Source organism: Sphingomonas sp. SUN039 (assembly GCF_024758725.1).
GTDB lineage: Bacteria > Pseudomonadota > Alphaproteobacteria > Sphingomonadales > Sphingomonadaceae > Sphingomonas_O.
In genome coordinates, this window is the sequence record NZ_CP096972.1 from 3332706 (window position 1) to 3358026 (window position 25321).

Here is a 25321-nt window from a genome sequence, read left to right on the forward strand (position 1 = left end):
CCGCACCACGTAACTGCCGGACACGCTGTCCGGTCGCGTGCGCGGACGTTTTTCCCGGCGGCATTCGCCGGGCATGCTGCGGGAGCAGACGCGCTCACTGACCACCAACCACCCCGCAGCAGCGGTGCGCGAGGAGCCGCGCCCAAGACCTGCTGCAGGACATTTGGCGCGCCCGCATGGCATGAAATGCGGCGGCTGCGCGCCCGGAGAAACCTACATGACAATGCGTATGCTGATCGATGCGCGCCACCGGGAAGAAACCCGGGTCGCGGTCGTCAAGGGTAGCCGGATCGAAGAATTCGATTTCGAATCCGCCGAACACAAACAGCTCAAGGGCAATATCTACCTCGCCAAGGTGACCCGCGTCGAACCGTCGCTGCAGGCGGCGTTCGTCGATTACGGCGGCAATCGGCACGGCTTTCTGGCGTTCGCCGAAATCCACCCCGATTATTACCAGATTCCCAAGGAAGACCGCGAAGCGCTGTTGCGCGAGGAGGCCGAGCACGCCGCCGAGGAAGAAGCGCTTCGTGCTGCCGAGGACGATTTCGAACCGATCGACGGCCATCATGACGACGACGGGCACGACGATGAGCGTCCCGACGCCGATGATGAGCATGACGATGACGGCGAGGCTCCCGCGCCTGTCGCGACCGGCAATGGTGGCGACGAGAAAGCCGCCGACGCGCTCCGCGCAAAACGGATGAACCTGCGCCGCCGCTACAAGATCCAGGACGTGATCCGCCGCCGTCAGGTGCTGCTGGTGCAGGTCGTCAAGGAAGAACGCGGCAACAAGGGTGCGGCGCTCACCAGCTATCTCTCCCTCGCCGGTCGCTATTGCGTGTTGATGCCCAACACGTCGCACGGTGGCGGGATCAGCCGCAAGATTTCGAACGCGGCGGACCGCAAGCGGCTGAAGTCGATCATGGCCGATCTCGCGCTGCCCAAGACAATGGGTTGCATCGTCCGCACCGCCGGGCTGCAGCGGACCAAGGTCGAGATCCGCCGCGACTTCGATTATCTCGCCCGTCTGTGGGACGAGATCCGCGAGAACACGCTGGCGTCGGCCGCGCCCGCGCTGATCCATCAGGACAGCGACCTCATCAAGCGCGCGATCCGCGATATCTATCACAAGGATATCGAAGAGGTCGTGGTCGAGGGCAGCGAGGGCTATGCCCATGCCAAGCAGTTCATGAAGCTGCTGATGCCCAGCCACGCCCGCCGGGTGAAACCCTATGTCGACACGGTGCCGCTGTTCCAGCGCGCGCATGTCGAGGACCAGCTGGCGGCGATGTACAACCCCGTCGTCCAGCTGAAATCGGGCGGCTATCTGGTCATCAACCCGACCGAGGCGCTGGTCAGCATCGACATCAATTCGGGGCGTTCGACGCGCGAGCACGGCATCGAGGCGACGGCGGTCAACACCAACCTCGAGGCTGCGCACGAAATCGCGCGCCAGTTGCGACTGCGCGACATGGCGGGCCTTGTCGTCATCGATTTCATCGACATGGAATCGAACGGCAACATCCGCAAAGTCGAAAAGGCGATGAAGGCGGCGCTCTCGGACGACCGCGCGCGCATCCAGGTCGGGCGCATCTCGTCGTTCGGATTGATGGAAATGAGCCGCCAGCGCCTCCGCACCGGCGTGCTCGAAGCCTCGACGCGGCAGTGCCCGCATTGCGAGGGGACTGGCCTCGTCCGCACCGCCTCGTCGGCAGGGCTGTCGGCGCTCCGCATGCTCGAGGACGAGGCTGGTCGCGGTCGCGGCAGCCGCCTCGTGTTGACCGCGAGCAAGGAAGCCGCGCTCTATGTGCTCAACAAGAAGCGCGCCGAACTCGCCGAAATCGAGGCGCGCTACGGTGTCATCATCGAAGTCGCCTCGGATAACGAGGAAGAGGGCGCACGGATGACCGTCGAGGTTTCCGGCCCGCCGCCTGCCTTTACCCCGCGCCTCGATGCGCCGGCGTATGAGGAAGAGGACGACGAGGTCTTCGAAGAGGAGATCGACGAGGAAGAAGTCGCCGAGGAGGAGGACGAGCCGCGCGGCGAACGTCGTCCCCGCGAGGCGCGTGAGCGCAGCGAGGGAGAGGGCGAAGGCGAGGGTCGCGGCCGCCGCCGCCGTCGCCGCGGTCGTCGCGGTCGTCGCGACGAGGGCGGCGAAGGTGCCGAGCGGCCCGCGCGCGAGCCGGTCGAGGGCGAAGCTGCCGAAGCGCCCGAAGGCGAGGAAGTTGCCGAACGCGAAGTCGCCCCGCGCGAAGAGGGCGACCGCAAGCGCCGCAACCGTCGCGGCGGCCGCCGTCGGCGCGGACGCGGCGATGCGGATCGGACGCCCGCAGAGGTCGCCGAGGATGCAGCAGCCGATGCCGCCGAAGCGGCAGGCGAAACCGTCGAGGCCGCTCCGGTCGAGGCCGAGGCCGATGCACCGCCGGTCAAGCCGAAACGCACCCGCAAGCCCAAAGCCGAGGCCGTGGTCGAAGCCGAGCCGGTCGCTTCGGTCGAAGAAGCTGTAGCCGAAAAGCCCAAGCGGACGCGCAAGGCAAAAGTCGTAGACGCCGAAGCGGCCCCTGCCGCCGAAGCCGAACCGGCTCCTGCGGAAAAGCCCAAGCGCACCCGCAAGGTCAAAGCCGAACCCGTTGCCGAAGCCGCAACCGCCGAAACCGCGCCCAGCACCGAAGGCAGCACCGAAGCCGACGGCACCCGCCGAGGCGGCTGGTGGCAACGCACGTTCGGCGCGACCGAATGATCATCCGGGCGGAGTATGGCCGGTGTTTCACGCGCCGTTCATCCTCCGCCCGCAAGGGTCGCCAATGATGAAATTCCTGCGCCAGCTTGTGGCGGCATTTCTTGCCGCCACCCTCATTGCCCAGCCCGTACTGGCGCAATCGATTCTGCGCGATGCGGAGACCGAAACGCTGTTCCGCGACATGTCCGCGCCGATGATCGCCGCGGCGGGGCTCAATCCGAAAAGCGTCGATATCGTCATGATCGGCGATGGGTCGATCAACGCGTTCGTCGCGGGCGGGCAGGTCGTTTATATCCATTCGGGGCTGATCCAGGCCGCCGACAACGCCAATGAAGTGCAGGGCGTCATCGCGCACGAACTGGGGCATGTGGCGGCGGGCGATGTCCTGCGCTCGAGTGCAGGCGCAAGCGAGGCGACCGGCATCACCCTGCTCAGCCTGTTGCTCGGGGCCGCTGCCATTGCGGCAGGCGCGGGCGATGCAGGCGCGGGTATATTGATGGCCGGGCAGCAGGCCGCAATGGGCAAATATCTGGCGTTCTCGCGCTCGGTCGAGGCGGGCGCGGACGAGTCGGCCCGGCGGTATCTGTCGGCGAGCAAGATCAGCGGCAAGGGCATGATCAGCTTCTTCAAGAAACTGCGCGCCGAGGAATATCGGCTGAGCCAGGAAAAGATCGACCCCTATGCAGTCACTCACCCGCTGAGCGGCGACCGGGTTGCAATCCTGAGCGAGCGGATGGCCGCCGATCCGGCGTGGAACACCCCCACCGATCCCGCCATCGAGGCGCGGTTCCAGCGGGTGAAGGCAAAGCTGTTCGGCTTCGTCAACGATCCCAAGGATACGCTCGTCCGCTTTCCGGTCGGCAACAACTCGATCCCGGCGCGTTACGCCCGTGCGTACGCGTTCCACAAACAGTCCTTCGCCGACAAGGCTGTGGCGGAAACCGATGCCCTGCTCGCGACGATTCCGCACGACCCGTATTTCGAGGAGCTGAAAGGACAGATCCTGCTCGAATCGGGGCGTCCGCGTGAGGCGATCCCGGTGCTGCGCGATGCGGTGAAGGGCACCAACTACCAGCCGCTGATCGCGGCGCTGTTCGCGCATTCGCTGATCGCGACCGAAGACAAGGCATTCTATCCAGAGGCGAAAACGGTGCTTCGCAATGCTGTGCAGCGCGACCGCGAAAACCCGTTTGCCTGGTACCAGCTCGGGGTCATCTATTCGCAGGAAGGCGATACGGCGCGTGCCGCGCTCGCGTCCGCCGAGCGCTTCGATCTGACGGGACAGGCCCCGCAGGCGCTGTACAATGCCAGGATTGCGATGGCAGGGATCCCCAAGGGCTCGTCCGACTGGATTCGCGCGCAGGACATTTTGATGGTTGCGCAAAACCAGGTCGGCAAGGACGGCAAACGCCGCAAGCCCAAGGATGAGTAGGAAACGTGAAATCGTGATCGGATTGGTGGCGGCTGCACTGGGTGCTGCGGCAACGCTGGCGGCGACGGGCGCAACCCCTGCCATCGGTACGACGGACAAGGCAGCGATCGAAAAGATCGTGCACGATTATATCCTCGAACATCCCGAAATCCTGCCCGAGGCGATGGACAAGTTGCAGGAGCGTGAGACGACAAAGGCCGTGGCGGCAAACCGCAAGGCAATCGAGACGCCCTATGCGGGCGCGTGGGAAGGCAACCCCGACGGCGACGTTGTTCTGGTCGAATTTTTCGACTATGCCTGCGGCTATTGCCGCGCGAGCCTGCCCGACATCGAGCGGCTGCTGAAGGAAGATCCCAAGCTCAAGATCGTCTATCGCGAGATGCCGGTGCTGGGCCCCGACAGCACGGCCGCAGCCGAACTGAGTCTGCGCGTTGCCAAAACCGGGCGCTATGCGGCGTTTCACCGCGCTGCCTATGCCGCCCGTCCCGATGCAGCGGCACGCGCCAGGCTCGCGCAGCAATTCGGCGTCGATCCGAAAGCGAAAGACGCGGCGGCCGAGAGAGAGATCGCGGCCAACCTCCAGCTTCAGAGTGCGTTGCGGCTGAGCGGTACGCCAAGCTGGGTGGTCGGCGACAAGCTGCTCGCAGGCGCCGTCGGCTATGACGCGCTCAAGGCTGCAATTGCCGAAGTGCGTGCTGCCCGTAAGTAAAGGGGAAGGGCATGACCGACGATTCTGCCGCCGCGATCCGCGAGACGCGCAAGGACTGGATGACCGAGCACCGCGAGATGTACCTGCGGTCGGGCGGCAGCGAAGGGCACATCATGGATTTGGCGCCCGTCGGCGGGCACCGGTTCACGACGCATTGCATGATCCGCTACACCGGTCGCAAAAGCGGCAAGGTCTTTATCACGCCGCTGATCTATGGCGACATCGGCGGCGAAGTCGTGATCGTCGCGTCGAAGGGGGGCGCGGAAGAGCATCCCGCCTGGTACCTGAATATCTGCGATGCCGCCGACGTCGAGTTTCAGGTCGGCACACAGGCGTTCCGGGGGACATGGCGCGAACCGTCGGGGGCCGAACGCGACAAGGTGTGGGCGTTCATGGTCGATGTCTTTCCGTCCTACGCTGCCTATCAGGCTTCGACCGCGCGCCAGATTCCGCTGGTGATGATGACACCGGTCGAGCCGGTTCCGGTGTTCCGGGAAAGCGACGCGACGGGGATGCGACAGCTCTAGTCGCCATGCCTTAGCTCGACCCGCGTCGCCTCGCCGTTCGGCCCCATCGGTGAGTCATACTCGATCACCGAACAGACCGGATTGTCGTGGGTTGCGAGGAAATTGGCTTCGTCGGCCTTGATCGAGGGCAGGCGGTCGGGACTCGAAATGATTGCCTGCGAGGCAAGGAAATCCTCGCGGCTGTTCCACCAGATTTCCATCAGGCAGTCATATCCCGGATCGATCACCGCGCCGGTGACCGGGTTGTTTTCGGGCACCAGATAACGCCGGACATAGCGCACCGCGTTGGGGATCGACGGCGCACGGCCCATACGCTCCGACAGCCGGGCGTGCTGGTTCTCGTAATAATCCATGAACGCGTCCATCGTCATGTCGGGACGCTTTCTGAAGAAACAGATTTGTTTGAACATGGCTCTCCCCTACCGGCTCGCGCCTGGCATTGCAGATTTGGCGTCCAGCCGCCACGGGCAGTGGCGGCGGTGCCCCGCAGAGAGTGGACCAGCGGTTGTCGATCGCATAAAGGCGTCTGACTTCGGGTGCACGGGCGTTGCCCTTCACCTGGCATCTGAATCGACGCGGAGTTGCGACCCCCATGAAAATTGCGATGATCGGTGCCGGCTATGTCGGTCTGGTATCGGGCGCGTGTTTTGCCGATTTCGGGCACGATGTCGTTTGTGTCGATGTCAGCCAGGACAAGATCGACGCGCTGCGCGCCGGGCGCATGCCGATCTACGAGCCGGGCCTCGCCGAACTGGTCAAGGCCAATGTCGATGCGGGGCGGCTGAGGTTCACGACCAGCCTGGCCGAGGGCGCTGCGGGGGCCGACGCCATCTTCATCGCGGTCGGCACGCCCTCGCGGCGCGGCGACGGTCATGCCGACCTCAGCTATGTCTATCAGGCGGCTCGTGACATCGGTGGCGCGCTGACCGGACCCTGCGTCGTCGTGACCAAATCGACGGTGCCGGTGGGCACCGGCGACGAGGTCGAACGCATCCTGCGCGAGGTCGCCCCGAATGCCGAAGTCGCAGTCGTCTCCAACCCCGAATTCCTGCGCGAAGGGGCGGCGATCGGCGATTTCAAACGCCCCGACCGCATCGTCATCGGTTGCGAGAATGCGCGCGCCGAACAAGTGATGCGCGACGTCTATCGTCCGCTGTCGCTCGGCCAGGCCCCGCTGATGTTCACCGCACGGCGGACGGCGGAGCTGATCAAATATGCCGCGAATGCCTTTCTCGCCGTCAAGATCACTTTCATCAACGAGATTGCCGACCTGTGCGAGGCGGTCGGCGCAGACGTGAAGGATGTGTCGCGCGGTATCGGCCTCGACAACCGCATCGGCGCGAAATTTCTGCATGCGGGGCCCGGCTATGGCGGGTCGTGCTTTCCCAAGGACACGCTGGCGCTGCTCAAGACGGCGGACGACGAGGGCGTGCCGCAGCGGATCGTCGAAGCCACAGTTGCGGTCAATGATACGCGGAAACGGGCCATGGGGCGAAAGGTTGTCGCGGCCATGGGCGGCGACGTGCGCGGCAAGACGGTCGGCATATTGGGCCTGACGTTCAAGCCCAATACCGACGACATGCGCGACGCGCCGTCGCTGGCGATCGTCCAGGCGCTGCTCGACGCGGGTGCAGTCGTGAAGGCGTACGACCCCGAAGGGATGGAGATCGCCGCGCCGATGATGCCTGCGGTCACCATGTGCAAGAACGCCTATGCGGTGGCAGAGGCCGCCGATGCCGTGGCGATTGTCACCGAATGGGATGCGTTCCGGGCGCTCGACCTCAACCGGCTGGCCGCGGTCATGCGGACGCCGCGGCTCGTCGATCTCCGCAACATTTACGACCGCGCGACGGTCGAAGCCCTAGGGATCGACTACCACTGCGTTGGTCGGCCCGCGTGACTTTTTCGACGAGAAATGCTGCTTGAGCCGACGCGCCCGCGCCTTTTTTCGTACCTGGGCAAAGACGATGGCGACGACCGAGGTGCCACCGATCATCACGGTGCCGAATATCAGAGCAAATTCCACAACGCCGTTCATTTCAGGGCATCCCGCCTGGTCGATGGTAGATATTACCGGTGGTGTAACAACCGCGTCACAGCCCCGCAATGTTACTGCGGCGGAAGTGATGAATAAAAACTACCCAATGAATTCATTACGTTAGCGTAACGAATCAATCGGGGAGCGTCCGGCAACAATTGCTGCGATACGCCCACTCGCTTCGCCGTCGCCGAACGGGTTGTGGGCGCGCGACATCGCGTCGTAACGGGCGCGGTCGTCGAGGAGGGCGTTGGCTTCGGCGACGATGCGCTGCGGGTCGGTGCCGATCAGGCGGGCCGTGCCCGCTTCGACCCCTTCGGGGCGTTCGGTGGTGTCGCGCATGACCAGCACGGGCTTCCCGAGTGCGGGTGCTTCTTCCTGCACGCCGCCCGAGTCGGTCAGCACAAAGTCGCACGCGTTCAGCAGGGCCACGAAATGCGGATAATCCTGCGGCGGAATCATCGCGATATTGTCACGGCCCTTCAGCATCCGTTCCATGACGCCTGCGACATTCGGATTGGGGTGGACAGGGAAGATCACGGCGATGTCGCGGCGCTCGGCAATGGCGCTGATCGCCTCGGCGACCGCGGTCATCGCCGCAAAATTTTCGCGGCGGTGGGTGGTGACGAGGATGATCCGGCGCTGGCGGAACCGGCTGAACAACAGGTCGAGCCCCTTGGTCATTGCCGGCTCCGCCGCAATCCTGTCGCGTGTGGCGAGCAGTGCGTCGATCACGGTGTTGCCGGTGACATGGACGGTCGCGGGGTCGATGCTCTCGCGGTAGAGTGCCTCCGCCGCCGTCGTCGTCGGGGCGAAATGCTGGTCGGCGATCGTTGAGACGATGCGGCGATTCACTTCCTCGGGCCAGGGGCGATAGATGTCGCCGCTGCGAAGACCGGCCTCGACATGGCTGACCGGCAGGCGGCGGTAATAAGCAGCGAGCGCGCCGATCATCGCGGTCGCAGTATCGCCCTGCACGATGACGCGGTCGGGCGTGTCTTTGTCGAGAACATCGCCGATACCGGTGAGCAGCGCGGCGGTGATCGCGTCGAGGGTCTGCGCGGGGCGCATCAGGTCGAGGTCGTGGTCGGGCTTGATGCCGTTCAGGTCGAGCACCTGGTCGAGCATCCCGCGATGTTGCGCGGTAACGCAGGTGCGCGAGACGACGCCGGGGGTGGCCTCCAGCGCCGCGATGACGGGCGCGAGTTTGATCGCTTCGGGACGCGTCCCGAAGATCGTCATGACTTTCATTGATGCTCCGCCCCGCGACCCATGACGCCGCCATAAGGCGTCACACTTGATTTGTGGTTAAGCTATCGCCTCGCCAGCCGCGCGGGCGCGCTCGACGACACTTGCCTCTGCAGCGGGGACGCTGCGCCACGCGAGCAGCAGGAAAATCGTTGAGATAGGCGCGACCAGCAGCAGCGACAGGATGCCGGTTCTCAGGCTTCCCGTCACTTCCGAGACGAAGCCAGTCATGAACGGCCCGAGGCCGAGGCCCATCAGCGCAGTGCCAATAAAGAAGGTCGCTGTCGCCGTTCCGCGCATCCGGGGCAGCACCAGATCCTGCGTCGTCGCCCCTGCCGCCCCAAGCGCCGCCGGCGCCAGCATCCCGGCGAGGAACATGCCGATGTAGAAAATCGTCGGGCTGGCAGTCGTATAGGCAACCAGCACCGGAATGACTGGCCCCAGCGTCCCGACCAGAATGACCGGAATACGCCCCCAAGGATAACGTTTCTTGAGCGTATCGGCGATGCGCCCGCCGGTGACGATGCCGATGAACCCGGCAGCCGCTGCGCCGCCGCCGAGAAACAGGCCGACCACCGTCTTGCTCTGACCGAGCATGGTCTCGGCATACAGCGCGCCGAAGGCCGAGAGACCATAGGACGCGAATGCGATCAAACCATAGCCCAAGGTGACATAGATGAACGACGGCGTTCCCCAGATCAGCCTGAAAGTCGGCACGTCACGCGCCTTGAGCGCGCTCGCCCAAGAGAACACCGCATAGACACCGCCGCCGATAGCGACCCATTGCGGCACCTTGCCGGTTGCCGCGATCATCCCCCAGGCCGCCACCGCGACGATCCCGGCGACCAGCAGGTTGACGAGCAAGGCCGCAACGCCGCGCCGCGCCGCGCCGATGAGCGTCAGCGGCGGGATGATCGTGACGAGCTCGCCCAGGAAGTCGCGGAACGGGTTGGGTTGCGCGGGGGTGATGATGCCATCGGATTGGCCGCGCAATGGTTCGCGCAGGGTCGCGACCCACAAGGCCATCAACAGACCGGGGATGCCGACTGCCATAAACGCTGCTTGCCACCCGACGAGACCCCATTTCCCGTCGGGAAAGGCGTGGTTCCAATTGTCCACGACCAGCCCGCCGATAGAGAGCGACAGTCCGCCACCGATGAAAATGCCCGACGAGTAGATTGCGAGCGCGGTCGCGCGGTTATGCTTGGGGAAATAGTCGGACAGCAACGAATAAGCGCAAGGGGAGGCGGTCGCCTCGCCGATGCCGACGCCGATCCGCGCCATGGTTAGCTGCCCGCCGCTGCGCGCCAATCCCGAAAATGCCGTCATTGCCGACCACAGTGCCAGACCGATGGTAATGAGCCGCACCCGGTTCCAGTTATCCGCCAGCCGCCCCAGCGGAATGCCGAACAGCGAATAGAACACGCCGAACGCGGTGCCGAACAGGAACCCGATATCGGCATCGGTCAGGTGCAGGTCGCGCTTTACGTCGGCGGCGAGGATGCTGAGAATCTGGCGGTCGATGAAGTTCAGGACGTAAACGATGGTCAGCACGACCAAAACGTAATTGGCATAAGCCGGTGACGCGGCGCGGGGCGGCACGATTTCGGGCGCAATCTGGCGCATATCGGTCAATGCTCTCTCCCTGAACCCTATTCTCTGAGCCTAGGGTTAGCAGAGTCGTCGCCCACGCCAAGCGGGCAATGTCGTATTCGTCCTAGAGTTGCGTGCCGAAGAGGGTGAAACCGTAAATTCGAATCGCCGGACAGGGAAGCGGATGATGCAAAAACGATTGATCGCGGGCAGCGTTGCACTTTTGGCTCTGGCGGCAGGGCTGGCGGTCGAGGTCGCCGCGCAGAAGACGACCGGCCCGAAGGCGCGCTACCAGATGGATGTCACCACGGCCTCGGGCATGCCCGGGATGGCGGGCATGGGCGGCGGTGGCGGCGCGGGTGCGAAGCCGCGTGGCGGCCTTGGCGCGATGTTCGGTGGAGGCGGCATGTCGGCGATGATGGGCGGCGGCGGTCCGCGACACGAACTCGAGCTGCGGCTGGGATCGACGCTCGCGGCGAGTGGTACACCGGCGGCCGACCACTTCGTTCCTGCGGGACTGGGCCTGGGGCCGTCGGTGCCGCTTGCCACGCCGGTTGCGACCGCCTCGCCACCGGTCGAGCGCGGCGACGTGCCGCGCGATTTTCAGCGGCCGAAGGGGCGGATGCTGATTTTCTGGGGTTGCGGCGCGAAGGCCGGGCCGGGGCAGCCGGTGGTGATCGATTTTGCCAAAATGGCGGCGGGGCAAGTGCCGCCGGGGCTGTTCAGTGCCAATGTGCCGGTCGATCGCGGCGTGACGCAGGGCAACAGCCGCACCTATGGCTATTGGCCCAACGATCGCGGGCGGCGCGTCGATATCCCGGGCAATTCCTCGCTGGTCGGCCCGCATCGGATCGCGGGCAATTATAGTCCGGAGATCAAATTCGCGCTCAATCAGGATTTCATGAACCCGCTCCAGGTGCGGACGGCAGAGATGGGCAACGTCACCAATGTCAGCTGGAACGCGATTCCGGCGGCAACCGGCTATTACGCGCATGGCATCGGCTTTTCGGGCGGGGGCAAGCGCGGCGGTTCCAACGACATCGTCTGGTGGACGTCGGCGTCACGGCAGGAATTCTTCGGCGGGCTGACCGACTGGCTCGCCCCGAGCGTCGTTCAGCGGTTGATCGGCGAACGCGTCGTGATGCCGCCGACGCAGACCCAGTGCCAGATTCCGGCCGAGGTGAAAGCAGCCGGCGGCGAGATGATGATGCTGTCGATGTACGCCTACGGACCCGAGGCGAGCTTTGCCTTCCCGCCGCGCCCCGCCAATCCGAAGATCGCGTGGAACCCCGAATGGACCGCGCGTGTCCGCTACCGCTCGGTCAGCAACAAGATCGTCGGTATGCCCGACATGGACGAAGCGATGTCGGGCCGCGACGGCAGCGACGAACCGCGCCAGCCGCAAAAGAAATGCGGCATGCTCCAACGCGCGGCGGGGCTTTGCTGACGGACCTGCGGAGGCGTCAAACGTACTTCTTGAAATGCGCCAGCGTCTTCGCCCAGGCGTCTTTCGCCGCCGCCTCGTTGTAGCTGGGGCGGTAATCGGCGAGGAAGCCGTGGTCGGCGGTCGGATAGAGCGTGATCGACGACGGCTTGCCCGCAGCCTTCAATGCAGCGTTCATGGCGTCGACGTCCTTCACCGGAATGCCCTTGTCGAGCGCGCCGTAATTGCCGAGCACCGGCGCGCGGATCGCGGGGACGAGGTCGATCGGCTGTTTCGGCGTCAGCGGATTGCCCGCGCCTGCCAGCCGTCCGTACCACGCAACGCCCGCCTTCAGATTGGGATTGTGCGCGGCATAGAGCCAGGTGATGCGCCCGCCCCAGCAAAAACCGGTGATGCCGCGCCGTGTCGCGCTGCCGCCGTCCTTCGCGGCAAAGGCGAACGCGGCGTCGGTGTCGTTCATCACCTGCGCGTCGGGCACCTTCGACACGATATCGCGGATCAGCGCCCCGAAGTCGGCGATCCTGGTCGCGTCCCCCTGGCGCTGGTAGTAATCGGGCGCAATGGCGTAATAACCCGCCTTGGCGAAGCGCCGCACGATATCCTTGATCCACTCGTGCACGCCGAAGATTTCCTGCACCACGACGATGACCGGCAGATTGCGCTTGCCCTTCGGCTTGGCGCGATAGGCATTCATCGTGAAGCCGCCGGTGGAAAAGGTCGTCATGCCCGCGTCGAGCCCGTCGGCGGGCGTCTGGATCGCCGCCTCGACCGGTTGCGCGGCAAGTGCATAGCCCGCGAGCGCGACGCCGCCGATCAGCGCGCCGCGCCGGTCGATCTGCGTCGATTTCACCCAGTTCTCGGTTTCGGGGAGGCGGTCGGTCATGGTTTTTTTGTCCTCTCGGTTACGCGTGACTCGCCCAATCGTTCGACCTATGTTCCGCTCATCGAACGATTCGGAGGACCATCATGGCGCAGCTCACCTTCTACACCAACCCGATGTCGCGCGGACAGATCGCACGCTGGATGCTCGAGGAGGTGGGAGAACCGTACGAACAGGTGCTGCTCGACTATGGCACGACGATGAAAGCCCCCGAATATCTGGCGGTCAACCCGATGGGGAAAGTGCCCGCAATCAAGCACGGCGATACCGTAGTGACCGAGGCGGCGGCGATCTGCGCCTATCTGGCTGACGCGTTTCCGGGCGCGGGGCTAGCCCCCGATGCGGCGGCGCGGGGCGATTATTACCGCTGGATGTTCTTTGCCGCTGGACCGGTCGAGACGGCGGTGACGGCGCGGGCGCTGGGCCTAGAGGCCCCTGCCGACAAGGCGATGATGGCGGGATATGGCAGCTATGACGCGACCATCGACGCGCTCGAGCGTGCGGTCGCGGGCAAGCGTTTCGTCGCGGGCGACCGGTTCAGCGCGGCAGACGTTTATGTCGGGTCGCAAATCGACTGGGGCCTGATGTTCAAATCGATCCCGACCCGCCCCGCGTTCGAGGACTATATCGCCCCGATCCGCGAACGCGCGGCGTACAAGCGGGCGAAGGAAATCGATGCGGCGTTGATGCCGAAGCAGGATTGAAAAAGGGGCTTCGACAAGCTCAGCCAAGTCGGGTGGAGAGATTGCCCTCCACCCGACTTGGCTGAGCTTGTCGAAGCCCCTTCTTCTTTGCCGGGGCTAGCGATAAGAAGAGGCCCGGCGGATTTCGCCGCCGGGCATCGTTTTCGTGTCAGGAGCGATGCGTTAGCGACGGTCGCCCATGAAGCTCAGCAGGAAGGTGAACATGTTGATGAAGTCGAGATAGAGCGTCAGCGCGCCCATGATCACCGACTTGCCGACCATGTCGCTGCCCGCGACATAGAAGTACATGCTCTTGATCTTCTGCGTGTCGTACGCCGTCAGACCCGCGAACAGCAGCACGCCGATGAAGCTGATTGCCATCGCCATCGCCGTCGATTGCAGGAAGATGTTGATGACCATCGCCACCAGCAGGCCGACCAGTCCCATGATCAGGAACGTACCGAAGCCCGACAGGTCGCGCTTCGTCGTGTAGCCGTAGAGGCTGAGGCCCGCAAAAGCCGCGGCGGTTGCAAAGAACGTCGTGGCAATCGATTCACCCGTGTAGACGAGGAAGATCGACGACAGCGACAGGCCCATCACCACCGTGAACGCCCAGTAGATGCCCTGCGCGGCGGTCGTCGACAGGCGGTTGATGCCAAAGCTCAGCACCATTACGAACCCGAGCGGCGCGAGCATGATCAGCCAGCGCAGCGGTGTATTTTGGACGGCGGCGGCATAGCCCGACTGCGCGAACAGCAGCGCGACGATCCCCGTCAGCAGCACGCCCGATGCCATGGTATTGTACACCGACAGCATATATTTCCGCAGGCCCGCGTCGCGGACGTCGGCCTGTGTTCCGGCCGAGGCAGCGGCGGCTGCGGTCGCAGTCGACCGTGGATCCCAATTGGCCATCTCGAAACTCTCCTTTGCCCAGCCGCAATTGGCCGGATAACGCAAATATCGGGGCAATTGCCTTTGCTTTCAAGCGAAACGCGACAAAACCCGCCGCAGCCCGCGCCGCGAGGCGCCGAAGGGTTTCGGCTTGGCGACCGTAACCATATCCGTTAGTCTCCTGTAGGGGGCGTTGGGATCATGTTGCCGTGATGCATCGCTGGGTGCCTTTATTGCTCGTGACAGCCGCTGTGGCCGGGACACCGGCGCACGGTGCAGCAGTCAGCAATGTCAAATTCGACTTGAAAAACAGCGCGATGAAGGCAGATCGTGCCGCAGGTCCGGCTGCCGATCTGCGCGCGGTATTCTTCGACGGCGACGATTGGGCCCCGGTCGTGGTCGAGCCGATGCGCGGCGACTCACTGCCGATGACGGCCTCCGAGTCGCTGTCGCGCGCGGTCGCGACGACCGGAACGCCGCAGGTGCGGATCGATTTGAATCTTCAGCCGCTGGCCGGACACCGCAGTTTCGACACCATGTCGACGCGGCGCGCAACGCTCGGCTGGGTGCTCACCAATAATGGCAATGCGCTGGGGGTCGGCACAACCGGCACCTATGGCATCCGCCTTGCCAAAGCGTGGCGGTTCACGCCGTTCGTGTCGATCGACTACAACCATATCGACAGCGCGCGCTATGTGGATTCCACCGGCCCGCGCGCGTTCATGGTCAATAATGCCGATACGGGCTTCACCGGCACGATGGGGGCGACGGTATCGCACCGGTTCGGTGCCGAACGGCGGTTCCGCGCGGTCGCCTATGGCGCAATGATTGCTGCGACCGACACGGGCGGGCAACCACGCGAGTTCGGTTCGGTGGGGGCACGGCTGGTCCATGCGCTGGGCAACAGCGGTGTCGAGGCGATGTGGGAAGAACTCGGCATGGGCCTCGACTATCGGCTGACCCCGCGCGCACGCGTCAGCGGGGCGCTGGTCCAGACCATCGACCGCCGCGACGGCGAGGCGACAGCCGCCAAATTCGGATTGCGGGTCGCGCTCTAGCTTCTTCCCGTTCTAAACCGCCGTCGCCGGTCACGATTTGCGCTTCGGCTTGCGTGGTCCGGCAGGGGCGGCCTTCGGTGCGGATGGTGGCGGCGCGACCGTGAAACTGGGTAGTGGCACATCCGCGAGCGCCAGCGCGTCCATCCGCGTGCCCATGGCCTTGTCGAGGCGTTCGATACGCTCGACCGGCAAGGGGTGGGTCTTGGTCATCAGGGCATAGCCCTTTCCGTCGCCCGCCGCGCTCAAGGTTTGCAGGACGCCGGGCAGGCCGAACGGCGAGAACCCGGCGCGCGCCGCGATGACCACGCCGGTGCGGTCGGCATCGAATTCGTCGTCCTTGTTCAGGCCACGCGTGAACATGTCCTTGCCCGCGTTGATGATCGCGGTCTTGACCAGCGCGCCCAGCCCGCCGCTGCCGGTGGCATATTCGCTGAACCCGGTCAGCGCCGAATTCCGCAAACTGCCTTGCAGCGCGGCAAGATGATCCTTGTGCGCGACATGCGCGATTTCATGCGCGAGCACACCGGCTAGTTCGGATTCGCTCCGCATCTTGTCGAACATGCCGCGCGTGATCAGTACGTAACCGCCGGGCATCGAAAAGGCATTGACGTCGGCAGTCTCGACGATGCCGAACTTCCACGGCAGATCGGGGCGGTCGCTGTGCAGCGCCAGCCAGCGCCCCAGCCGGTTGATGTACTGCTGCTTCGGCCCGTCCTTGATCAGCGGCGCGACGCCGAGAATGATTCCGGCCAGATCGCCGCCGATCTTGATCTCCTCGGCTTCCGAAATCTTGCGGAACGATTCGCTCAATTTCTGGGCATTTTTGACGCCCTTGATCAGATTGCCGATACCGCCGAACTGGGCCTGGGCCGGTGTCGCCAAGGCCAGTACGACGCAGGCGGCAAGCGCGGTGCGGGGCAGGTCGCGGCCCCTCATTTGCTGCCCTTTTTGCCGAGATAGTCGACGCTGCGTTCGACGAGCTTGACCTTGGCGGCATTGGCGCGCGCATCTTCGGCATCGACGCCCAGCGTGTCGAGCAGGGTCAGTTCGACATAATTCGGGGTGGAGCCACGAATGTCTTCCTCGTCCATCCCCTTGACGCCCGTGGTGACCGTCCGGCCCGAACTGTTGGTGGTCAGCGACGACAGACTCGACATGCCCGACGGCTTCGTTCCAGCGGGACGCGCAAGTCCTGCAACCGCAACGGCGGGTTCGAGCCGCAGGTTGAGCAAGCGCACCCAGCCGGTCTTTCCGGCCGCCTGCACACTCACCCACGGCCCCCGCCGCTCGACGATGGTGACGGGCTGGGCAGCGGTCAGCTTGGCGGTGCTGGCGGCGTCGATGAACGGCTGGGCCAGCAGATCGCCGGCGCGGATGATCTGTCCCTTTTCAGCCGCTGCAGCACCCGGCAGCAAAGCCAAAACAGTCAGCGTCAATAATGTGGTCGATCGCAAGCCCCAGGTCCCCGCAGATACAGTTTCGATCGCATCGAAGCGCGCGAGACTTGCCTCGACCGGCTGCCTCTTTTCATCTGGTCCGACTTATCGGACACGACCCTCCTCCAAGACACTATCACCTTTGGACACCGGTTCAAAGAGGCGAACCGGCATCTCGCGCCCCTTGACGTGGTGCGACCCGCAATCGCGCCAGTCATAGGCGTCGCCGACCGCATCGCGTACCGCCTCCGAGACCAGCACGCGGGCGATCCCCTTGGTCATGCCCTCGATCCGGCTGGCCAGGTTCACCGTGTCGCCGATGATCGTGTAATCGAGCCGGTCGCTGGAACCGATGAAACCGACGACCGCGCGACCGGTGTGGATACCGATGCCGATTTCGAGTTCGGCGCCGAGTTCGCCCAATTGCCCGCGCATCTCGTTCAGCGCGGTCGACATGTCGAGCGCAGCGGCCACCGCCAACCGCGCATGGTCGGCGTGCGCGACCGGTGCGCCCCAGAACGCCATGATCGCATCGCCGATAAACTTGTCGAGTGTGCCGCCGTGGCGGAAAATCACTTCGACCTGCTTCGAGAAATAGCTGTTGAGCAAGGTCACCACGTCCTCGGCCCGGGCAACCTCCGACAGTGCGGTGAACCCGCGGATATCTGAGAACATCACCGTCACGTCGCGCGACTCCGCGCTGCCCCGGTAATCGATGTCGCCGCTTTCGATCAGGTCGGCGACAACGCGCGGGTCGAGGAAGCGCTTGAACATGCCCGACGTCCGCAGCCGCTGGGTGCGTTCGTCGAGATAGGCGAGCGCGCTAGCGGTCAGATAAAAGGCCCAGCCGAAGGCGAGCGGCGCGAAGACGGGGACGAAGGTGCCACCGACGAGCGCTGCCCAGCTTGCCGCGATGACGATCACGGTCACTGCCAGCAGGGCATAACCCAGCCGGTTCGCGCTGACATTGCGTGCAAGCCCTATCGCGATCAGGGCGATCAGTGCCAGCGCCAGCGGCACCATCGAGCTGCGCGGCACCTCGCGCAGCCAGTCCCCCCGGTCGAGATTGTCGATGGCAGTCGCCAAGATTTCCACGCCGGGGTAGGTGCTGTCGAGCGGGGTAACGCGCAGGTCGAGCAGGCCGGGAGCGGAGGTGCCGACCAGCACGATCTTGTCCTTGAACTCGCCCGGCGGACGCTGGCGCTGCGCCCGCAGGCTGTCGAGATAGACGTCGGCATAGGACACATGCGTCCAGCCGCGCCGCCAGTTGAGCAGCACCCGTTCCTGCGGCGGCAAGGGTCGCCCAAGATCGGCCATCATCCGCGCCGCCATCGACGCGAAGCGCCAGCCATTGCGGTCGCGAAACAGCGTGTGATGCCGCCCCACGCCGTCGCTGTCGCTGGTGAAGTTGATGAGGCCCCCGCGCATGGCATTCGGGTGGGTTCCGACGACCAGCGGCATCATCAGCGGCACGCGGGCATCCTTCGGCGGGCTGGCCAGCGCCTTCGCGCCGACCGACGCGGGCATCTTGCTCACCCAGGCACCGTCGCCGTCGGCGTTGAGCGTCATCGCCAGCCAGACATTGCGGTTGCGCTCGACCGCCTCGGCAAAGGCGGCATCATGTTCGGGTCGATAGACATCGGGTTCGTTGAACAGGATGTCGAACGCGATGCCGCGCGGCTTTTGCGCGGCGATGTGATCGATCAGCTCGCCGTGAACCGAACGCGGCCATGGCCAGCTGCCGGCCATTTCGTTCATCAGTTCGAGCGAGCGCTGGTCGATATCGACGATAACGACACGGTCGGAAACCGGGCGACGCGCGGCGTCGAGCTTCAGCATCAAATCGCCGCCGCGCTGGTCGGCGAGCTTGCTCAGGCCGAACAGGCGGTCATCGGCGACGACGATCAGGCCGAACAGGCAGGCGAGCATCAGCCACCCGCGTCCCGGCAGACGTCGCACGATTTTCCGGATCATCCCCAGCATCGGCAACGGTGTGGCCGACCCGCCCCGCCGACGCAAATTCAGTCGCGCCAGACTGTGACACTTGCCGGAGGGACGAGGGGCGTCCCGAGCACGCAATCCGCGCCCGCGATACTGGACAGATCGACCGCCTCGGGGCCGAAATTGAAAGCAAATCGCAAGTTGCTATGCCGACGCAGCCGAACATCGGGGGGCAGGTCGACGACGGGCAGCGCCGCTTCACCGGCCATCGCCGTAAACAGCCGGTCGAGCAGCGCCGCGTCGGGCCAGGCTGCCAGGTAGCGCACAGCGCCATGCGCGAACACGACGCCGCGCCCATCGTCGAGCTTCACTTCGGGCACCAAATCGCTCTCGACATGCTCCAGCCAGCGCGCCACGGTGAACCCGTCACCCTTGTGCTCCAGCCCCGGACGCAGGCTTTCCACTCGAACGACGCGCAGCGGGATCAGCGCCCGAAGCGGCCCCGGCGGCAAAGTATCGGGAATGGCGAAATCGCGCGTCTTGCTGCCGCTGCGAGGGCCGAGCAGCACCAGCCCGTCGAACGCTGCAAGCCTCTCCACCAACCCCGTATCGGCAATCGGCAGGCTTGGCACGACAACCATCGCATAGCCGTCGAGCGAGGCGTCGGGGGCAACGATATCCACATCGAGTCCCAGCCGCCGCAGCGCCGAATATAGGGCGAACGCCAGCTCGATATAGCGCATGTCCACGCCCTGTGGCTGGGTCTCGAACACCCAGCTTGCCTCGTACGAGAACACCAGCGCCACCGATTTCGGCGGCGCACCGGTCGCACCCAGCGCCGCGATCTCTCGCGCCACCGTGGCGACTTCACCCGCACCGACATCGTCGCTGCTGTCGGGACGCAGCAGCCCGCTGTGCATCTGTTCCTGCGCGAACGGGGCCTGTCGCCAGCGGAAATAACTGACCAGTTCGGCCCCGTGCGCCAGGGCTTCGAGCGTCCACAACCGGACCATGCCGGGAAGCGGCGCGGGGTTGTACCGCGCCCAGTTTACCGGCCCCGGCTGTTGCTCCATCACCCACCAGCGCCCGCCCTTGGCACAGCCGCGATACAGGTCGTGGTGGAACGCCGCGATGTCGGGGTGGCCGGTGCGGGCGTAGCGCAGCTTTTCGTCGGCTGTAAAATACGGAAATTGTTCGAGGAAACCGAGAGGGTAGCTGTCCCATGTCGCGACATCCAAGTCGCGCGACACCGCGTGGTGATCGAACTGGGTGAAGAACCCCATGAAGTTATGGACGATATCGCGCCCCGGCGACGCGGCGCGGAGGATATCGGCCTGCGCGCGGTTGAAACTCACCACTTCGTCCGACGAAAACCGCCGCCAGTCGAGGACATGGGCGGGGTTGGGTTCGGTCACGGTCAGATTGGGCGGATCGATGCTGTCGAAACCGGGATAGTCCATGCTCCAGAAGACATTGCCCCACGCCGCGTTCAGTGCGCCGATGTTGCGGTGCCGCACCGCCAGCCAGCGCCGGAATCCCGATGCCGCCGCATCCGAATAGCTGATCGCCGTGTCATGGCAGCCGTATTCATTGTCGGTCTGCCACGCGACGACCGCGGGGTGGGTGCCATAACGCGCCGCCACCGCGCGCACGATCCGCGCCGCTTCCGCGCGGTAGCCGGGGTGCGAGAAGCAGTAATGCCGCCGCGACCCGAATTTGCGCGGGCGTCCGTCGGCATCGACAGCGACCATGTCGGGCATTTTCGCGACCAGCCAGCGCGGCGGCGTTGCCGTCGGCGTGCCCATCACGATTTTCAGGCCCGCTTCGTGCAACACCGCGACCGCGCGGTCGAGCCAGCCCCAATCGAACTGCCCGTCCGCAGGTTCGATCCGGCTCCATGCGAACTCGCCGATGCGGACGTGCGACAGGCCCATGGCCACCATGCGCCGCGCATCGTCGGCCCAGCGGTCCTCGGGCCATTGTTCGGGATAATAGCAAACGCCCAGCTGCATCGTCGTCCTCGCCGTTTTGCGCGACGCTATCGCCACAAATCACCGGTGTTGGCCAGCCCCGCTTTCCCCGTGCACCGAATTGTCGTTATCTGGCTGCGTGCTGCCCGATCCCGATTCCCGCTGGAGCTTCTGGATCGACCGGGGCGGTACGTTCACCGATGTGATTGCGCGAACGCCCGGAGGCGAGATGCGCGTCGCGAAATTGTTGTCGGTCGATCCGGAACGCTATGACGATGCCGCGGTCGCGGCGATCCGCGAGCTGACGGCGACGCCCGGCGGTCCTCTGCCCCCGCTCGACATTCGCATCGGCACGACGATTGCCACCAACGCGCTGCTTGAGCGCACCGGCGAACCGGTGCTGCTCGCCATCACGCGCGGCTTCGGCGATGCGCTGATCATCGGCACGCAGGACCGGCCCGATATCTTCGCGCGCCATATCGTCCGCGCGGCCCCGCTGTTTGCCGATGTCGTGGAAATCGACGAGCGGGTGACGCACGAGGGCGAAGTGCTGGTGCCGCTCGATGCGGCAGCGGCGCGGACGGCCTTGTCGGCGGCTTACGCACGTGGCTTGCGCGCCATCGCCATCGTCCTGATGCACGGCTACTGCCACACCGCGCACGAGGCGGCGTTGGCGGAGATCGCTGCCAGCATCGGTTTCACCCAGATTTCGGTCAGCCACCGTATCGGCGCGCTGGCGAAGCTTGTCGGGCGCGGTGACACCAGCGTTGTCGATGCATACCTCTCGCCAGTGCTGCGCCGCTATGTCGAGGGGTTGTCGGCGGCGCTTGGCGAGGCAGACCCGCTGTTCATGAAATCGGACGGCGGGCTGGCGCCGGGGACGCATTTTCACGGCAAGGACGCGATCTTGTCGGGTCCGGCAGGCGGCATCGTCGGCATGGCGCAGACCTCGGCGCGCGCCGGGTTCGACCGCGTCATCGGGTTCGACATGGGTGGAACCTCGACTGACGTCTCGCTCTACGACGGACATTATGAGCGCGATAACGACAATATCGTCGCGGGCGTCCGCATCCGCGCACCCATGCTGCGGATTCATACGGTTGCTGCCGGCGGCGGATCGATCTGCCGCTATGAGGACGGACGGCTCGCGGTGGGTCCGGCGTCGGCAGGGGCCGATCCGGGGCCGGCCTGCTACCGGCGCGGCGGGCCGCTGACGATTACCGATTGCAATGTCGTGCTGGGCAAGGTGCAGGCGCGGCATTTCCCCAATGTGTTCGGGCCGAACCGCAACGAACCGCTCGACGTCGATGCCGCGTTCGCGCGATTGCAGGACGTTGCCGATGCCATGGGCGGCGGCAGCGTGGAGGACATCGCCGAGAGCTTCATAGCGATTGCCGTCGCCGACATGGCGGGGGCGATCCGGGCGATCTCGATTGCGCGCGGGCATGATGTCGCGCGCTTTGCGCTAACGTGTTTCGGCGGGGCGGGGGGGCAGCACGCGTGTCTGGTCGCCGACACGCTGGGCATCGGCGCGGTGCTGATCCATCCGCTCGCGGGCGTGCTCTCGGCCTACGGCATGGGCCTCGCCGACCGGCGCGAGTTGCGTGAGCGAACGCTGGGGATGCCGCTGGATGGCGCGACGCTGGCAGGCATCGAGCGCGAAGCCTCGGCGCTGGGTGAAGAGGCGCGCGATGCCCTGATCGCTCAGGGTCTCGACGCGGACAGCATCACCATTGAGGCAACGGCACTGGTGCGGACGCAAGGGTCGGATAGTAGCTTTGAAATCGCACTCGGCCCCGTCGCTGCGATGACGACCGGTTTCACTGCCGCATTCCGCCAGCGCTTCGGCTATGCCGACACCGGGCCGCTGGTCGTCGATATGCTCCGCGCCGAGGCCGTGGCGGCAGGTGCGAACCACACCGACTTGGCTGAGCTTGTCGAAGCCCCTTTTTCTTCCTCGAGCGAAAGCAAAGAAGAAGAACCCTTCGACAAGCTCAGGGAAGTCGGGGTGCAACGAGTATTCGACCGCAGCGGTCTCGCCATAGGCGCAACTGTCCCCGGCCCCGCGCTCATCGTCGATCCGGTCGCCACGACCATGGTCGAACCCGGCTGGAACGCCACCGTCGACCCCGATGGCGTGCTGATCCTCAAACGGACTGCCGCCCGGGCCGTCGCCATGATCGGCACTGCCCGCGATCCCGCGCGGCTCGAAATCTTCGCCGGACTGTTCATGGGTATCGCCGAGGACATGGGCGCGGCGCTGCGCCACAGTGCGTCTTCGGTGAACATCCGCGAGCGGCTCGATTTTTCCTGCGCGGTGTTCGCGGGCGATGGCGCGCTCATCGCCAATGCGCCGCACATCCCGGTGCATCTGGGTTCCATGGGCGAGAGCATCCGCACCATATTGCGGCGGCGCACAGACGACGGGCGCGGCATCCGAAGCGGCGATGTCTATGCGCTCAACGCGCCGTACGACGGTGGCACGCATCTTCCCGACATTACGGTGATCCAGCCGGTGTTCGCCGACGACGACAAGGCGGCCCCCGCCTTCTTCGTCGCGGCACGCGGCCATCATGCCGATATCGGCGGGATCAGCCCGGGGTCGATGCCGCCGGGCAGTACGACACTTGCCGAGGAAGGGGTCGTCTTCGACAATGTCCTGCTCGTCGAGGACGGGCAGTTGCGCGAAGCCGAAACCCGCGTTGTGCTCGCATCGGGGCCGTACCCCGCGCGCAACATCGACATGAATATCGCCGATCTGGCCGCACAGGTCGCCGCCTGCGCGCGCGGCAGCAGCGGCTTGCTCGATGCCTGCGCGCTCTACTCCACGCCGGTCGTTCTGGCGTATATGAGCCATGTTCAGGACCATGCCGAAGAAGTCGTCCGCCGTCTGATTTCCACTCTGTCGAGCGGTAGTTTCGCCTATGAGCTCGACGACGGTTCGGTGGTGCAGGTCGCAGTGACAGTCGGCAGCGACGCCACACTCGACGTGGATTTCACCGGCACCAGCCCGCAACAGCCGGGCAATTTCAACGCCCCCGTCGCCGTCGTACGCGCCGCCGTGCTCTACGCCTTGCGGACGTTGACCGACACGCCTGTCCCGCTCAACGACGGCTTCCTGCGGCCCGTCACGATCCGCGTGCCTGCGGGGTCGATGCTCAACCCCCGCCCCGATGCGGCCGTCGTCGCCGGGAACGTCGAGACCAGCCAGGTCGTCACCGACGCGCTGTTCGGCGCGCTGGGGGCATTGGCGGGGTCGCAGGGGACGATGAACAATTTCACTTTCGGCAATGCCGCCCATCAATATTACGAGACCATCGCAGGTGGATCGGGCGCAGGTCCGGGGTTCGGCGGCACCGATGCGGTGCAGACGCACATGACCAACAGTCGGCTGACCGATCCCGAGATATTGGAGGCACGCTTTCCGGTGCTGGTCGAACGCTTTGCGATCCGCACCGGATCGGGCGGTGCGGGCGCGCACAAAGGCGGCAATGGCGTTGTCCGCCGCATCCGGTTCCGCGAAGCAATGGACGCAGGCATATTGTCGAACCGCCGCCGCGTCCCGCCGTTCGGACTGGAGGGCGGCGCACCGGGCGCACCCGGCATCAACGGCGTCGAGCGCACCGACGGCACGATTGAAACCCTCGGCGCAACCGCCAGCGTCAAGATGTCCCCCGGCGATGTGTTCGTGATCGAAACGCCCGGCGGCGGCGGGTTCGGCAGCGACCTCTAGCCGACCGTCTGTTCGATCACACCGAACACTGGATGGTGTTTCGCATCGTCCATCCAGATGCGGACCGTGTCGCCCTTTTTCAGGAACGGCGTCACCGGCGCGCCCGACTGGATCGTCTCGACCGTCCGCACTTCGGCAATGCACGAGTAGCCGAGGCCGCCTGCGCCGATCGGCTTGCCCGGCCCGCCATCGGCATCGCGGTTCGACACCGTGCCGGACCCGACGATCGTTCCCGCGCCGAGCGCACGCGTCTTCGCCAGATGCGCGATCAGTGTGCCGAAATCGAAGGTCATATCGACCCCCGCATCGGCGCGCCCGAACGGCTGGCCGTTGAGATCGACCTTCAAAGCGCCGTGGAGCTTGCCGTCGGCCCACGCGTCGCCGAGCGTATCGGGCGTCACGAATACCGGCGAGAACGCGCTGGCCGGCTTCGACTGGTAGAAGCCGAACCCCTTGGCCAATTCGCCGGGGATGAGATTGCGGAGCGACACGTCGTTGGTCAGCCCGACCAGACGGATCGCGGCCAGCGCGTCTTCGCGGCTTGCGCCTTGCGGGACGTCGCCGATGACCACGACGACTTCGCCTTCCATGTCGCAGCCCCAGTCTTCGTCGGCGAGCGGAATGGGATCGCGCGGTCCCAGAAATCCGTCGCTGCCGCCCTGATAGACGAGCGGGTCGTGCCAGAAGCTGTCGGGCAGTTCCGCCCCGCGCGCCTGCCGGACGAGCGCGACATGGTTCACATAGGCCGATCCGTCCGCCCACTGGAACGCGCGCGGCAGCGGGGCCGCCGCATCGCGTTCGTGGAACCGCATCATCGGAATCGCTTCATGGCTGAGGTCGGTCGCAAGCGCTTCCAGCAACGGCGACAGATGGTGCCAGTCGTCGAGTGCGGCCTGCAAGGTCGGCGCGATATGGGCGGCGTCGGCGCACCAAGCGAGATCATCCGAGACGACGACGAGCTTGCCGTCGCGGCCGCCCTTGAGTGAGGCAAGTTTCAT

General features: G+C 65.3%; 20 protein-coding genes. 10 read left to right on the forward strand and 10 right to left on the reverse strand.

What is annotated here, in order from left to right:
• Positions 1-217: 217 nt before the first annotated feature.
• From M0209_RS16545 to M0209_RS16560, 4 genes are all read left to right on the forward strand, one after another.
• Positions 218-2740, forward strand: a complete 2523-nt coding sequence (locus tag M0209_RS16545) for a ribonuclease E/G (protein WP_258889376.1) — start codon at positions 218-220, stop codon at positions 2738-2740.
• A 64-nt stretch (positions 2741-2804) separates the two neighbouring features.
• A complete protein-coding gene (locus M0209_RS16550; protein WP_258889377.1) occupies positions 2805-4172 on the forward strand; it encodes a M48 family metalloprotease in 1368 nt (455 codons plus the stop codon).
• A gap of 13 nt (positions 4173-4185) precedes the next feature.
• Positions 4186-4881: a DsbA family protein gene (locus M0209_RS16555; protein WP_258889378.1), complete on the forward strand. Its 696-nt coding sequence runs from the start codon at positions 4186-4188 to the stop codon at positions 4879-4881.
• 11 nt (positions 4882-4892) lie between these two features.
• Complete coding sequence (locus M0209_RS16560) at positions 4893-5408, forward strand: nitroreductase family deazaflavin-dependent oxidoreductase (RefSeq protein WP_258889379.1); 516 nt, start codon at positions 4893-4895, stop codon at positions 5406-5408.
• On the opposite strand, the gene M0209_RS16565 is transcribed toward M0209_RS16560, so the two are convergent.
• Positions 5405-5818: an EthD domain-containing protein gene (locus M0209_RS16565; RefSeq protein ID WP_258889380.1), complete on the reverse strand. Its 414-nt coding sequence runs from the start codon at positions 5816-5818 to the stop codon at positions 5405-5407. The two genes, M0209_RS16560 and M0209_RS16565, sit on opposite strands and share 4 nt — an antisense overlap.
• 182 nt (positions 5819-6000) lie before the next feature.
• Between M0209_RS16565 and M0209_RS16570 the strand changes: the two genes are divergently transcribed.
• Together M0209_RS16570 and M0209_RS16575 are read left to right on the forward strand one after the other, a co-directional pair.
• Positions 6001-7308: a UDP-glucose/GDP-mannose dehydrogenase family protein gene (locus M0209_RS16570; RefSeq protein WP_258889381.1), complete on the forward strand. Its 1308-nt coding sequence runs from the start codon at positions 6001-6003 to the stop codon at positions 7306-7308.
• A gap of 67 nt (positions 7309-7375) precedes the next feature.
• A complete protein-coding gene (locus M0209_RS16575) occupies positions 7376-7570 on the forward strand; it encodes a hypothetical protein (protein ID WP_258889382.1) in 195 nt (64 codons plus the stop codon).
• On the opposite strand, the gene wecB is transcribed toward M0209_RS16575, so the two are convergent.
• Entirely contained in the window at positions 7567-8697 is a 1131-nt protein-coding gene (wecB, locus tag M0209_RS16580) for a non-hydrolyzing UDP-N-acetylglucosamine 2-epimerase (protein WP_258889383.1), read from the reverse strand. The two genes, M0209_RS16575 and wecB, sit on opposite strands and share 4 nt — an antisense overlap.
• A gap of 57 nt (positions 8698-8754) precedes the next feature.
• Complete coding sequence (locus M0209_RS16585) at positions 8755-10320, reverse strand: MFS transporter (protein ID WP_258889688.1); 1566 nt, start codon at positions 10318-10320, stop codon at positions 8755-8757.
• Between the two features lie 154 nt (positions 10321-10474).
• Between M0209_RS16585 and M0209_RS16590 the strand changes: the two genes are divergently transcribed.
• Positions 10475-11734, forward strand: a complete 1260-nt coding sequence (locus M0209_RS16590) for a hypothetical protein (RefSeq protein ID WP_258889384.1) — start codon at positions 10475-10477, stop codon at positions 11732-11734.
• A 16-nt stretch (positions 11735-11750) separates the two neighbouring features.
• Here the strand turns inward: M0209_RS16590 and M0209_RS16595 are convergent, their stop codons facing one another.
• Positions 11751-12614, reverse strand: coding sequence for a dienelactone hydrolase family protein (locus M0209_RS16595; protein ID WP_258889385.1), 864 nt, complete (start codon positions 12612-12614; stop codon positions 11751-11753).
• Positions 12615-12697: 83 nt separating this feature from the next.
• On the opposite strand from M0209_RS16595, the gene M0209_RS16600 reads away from it, so the two are divergent.
• Complete coding sequence (locus tag M0209_RS16600; RefSeq protein WP_408988218.1) at positions 12698-13315, forward strand: glutathione S-transferase family protein; 618 nt, start codon at positions 12698-12700, stop codon at positions 13313-13315.
• Between the two features lie 162 nt (positions 13316-13477).
• Here M0209_RS16600 and M0209_RS16605 read toward each other — a convergent pair whose 3' ends face one another.
• Positions 13478-14206: a Bax inhibitor-1/YccA family protein gene (locus M0209_RS16605; RefSeq protein WP_258889690.1), complete on the reverse strand. Its 729-nt coding sequence runs from the start codon at positions 14204-14206 to the stop codon at positions 13478-13480.
• Between the two features lie 218 nt (positions 14207-14424).
• On the opposite strand from M0209_RS16605, the gene M0209_RS16610 reads away from it, so the two are divergent.
• Positions 14425-15243, forward strand: a complete 819-nt coding sequence (locus M0209_RS16610; protein WP_258889386.1) for an autotransporter outer membrane beta-barrel domain-containing protein — start codon at positions 14425-14427, stop codon at positions 15241-15243.
• A 30-nt stretch (positions 15244-15273) separates the two neighbouring features.
• On the opposite strand, the gene M0209_RS16615 is transcribed toward M0209_RS16610, so the two are convergent.
• The 4 genes from M0209_RS16615 to M0209_RS16630 form a co-directional block, all read right to left on the reverse strand.
• Positions 15274-16179 (reverse strand): M48 family metalloprotease, encoded by a 906-nt coding sequence (locus tag M0209_RS16615; RefSeq protein ID WP_258889387.1) that lies wholly within the window; start codon positions 16177-16179, stop codon positions 15274-15276.
• Positions 16176-16679, reverse strand: a complete 504-nt coding sequence (locus tag M0209_RS16620; RefSeq protein WP_258889388.1) for a hypothetical protein — start codon at positions 16677-16679, stop codon at positions 16176-16178. The genes M0209_RS16615 and M0209_RS16620 overlap by 4 nt, the downstream gene beginning before the upstream one ends.
• 105 nt (positions 16680-16784) lie before the next feature.
• A complete protein-coding gene (locus M0209_RS16625) occupies positions 16785-18653 on the reverse strand; it encodes a CHASE2 domain-containing protein (protein WP_258889389.1) in 1869 nt (622 codons plus the stop codon).
• A 47-nt stretch (positions 18654-18700) separates the two neighbouring features.
• The gene (locus M0209_RS16630) at positions 18701-20632 is read right to left on the reverse strand and encodes a beta-galactosidase (protein ID WP_258889390.1); all 1932 of its coding nucleotides are present in this window, start codon (positions 20630-20632) and stop codon (positions 18701-18703) included.
• A gap of 97 nt (positions 20633-20729) precedes the next feature.
• On the opposite strand from M0209_RS16630, the gene M0209_RS16635 reads away from it, so the two are divergent.
• Positions 20730-24323, forward strand: coding sequence for a hydantoinase B/oxoprolinase family protein (locus tag M0209_RS16635; protein WP_258889391.1), 3594 nt, complete (start codon positions 20730-20732; stop codon positions 24321-24323).
• Here M0209_RS16635 and M0209_RS16640 read toward each other — a convergent pair.
• Complete coding sequence (locus M0209_RS16640) at positions 24320-25321, reverse strand: fumarylacetoacetate hydrolase family protein (protein WP_258889392.1); 1002 nt, start codon at positions 25319-25321, stop codon at positions 24320-24322. The two genes, M0209_RS16635 and M0209_RS16640, sit on opposite strands and share 4 nt — an antisense overlap.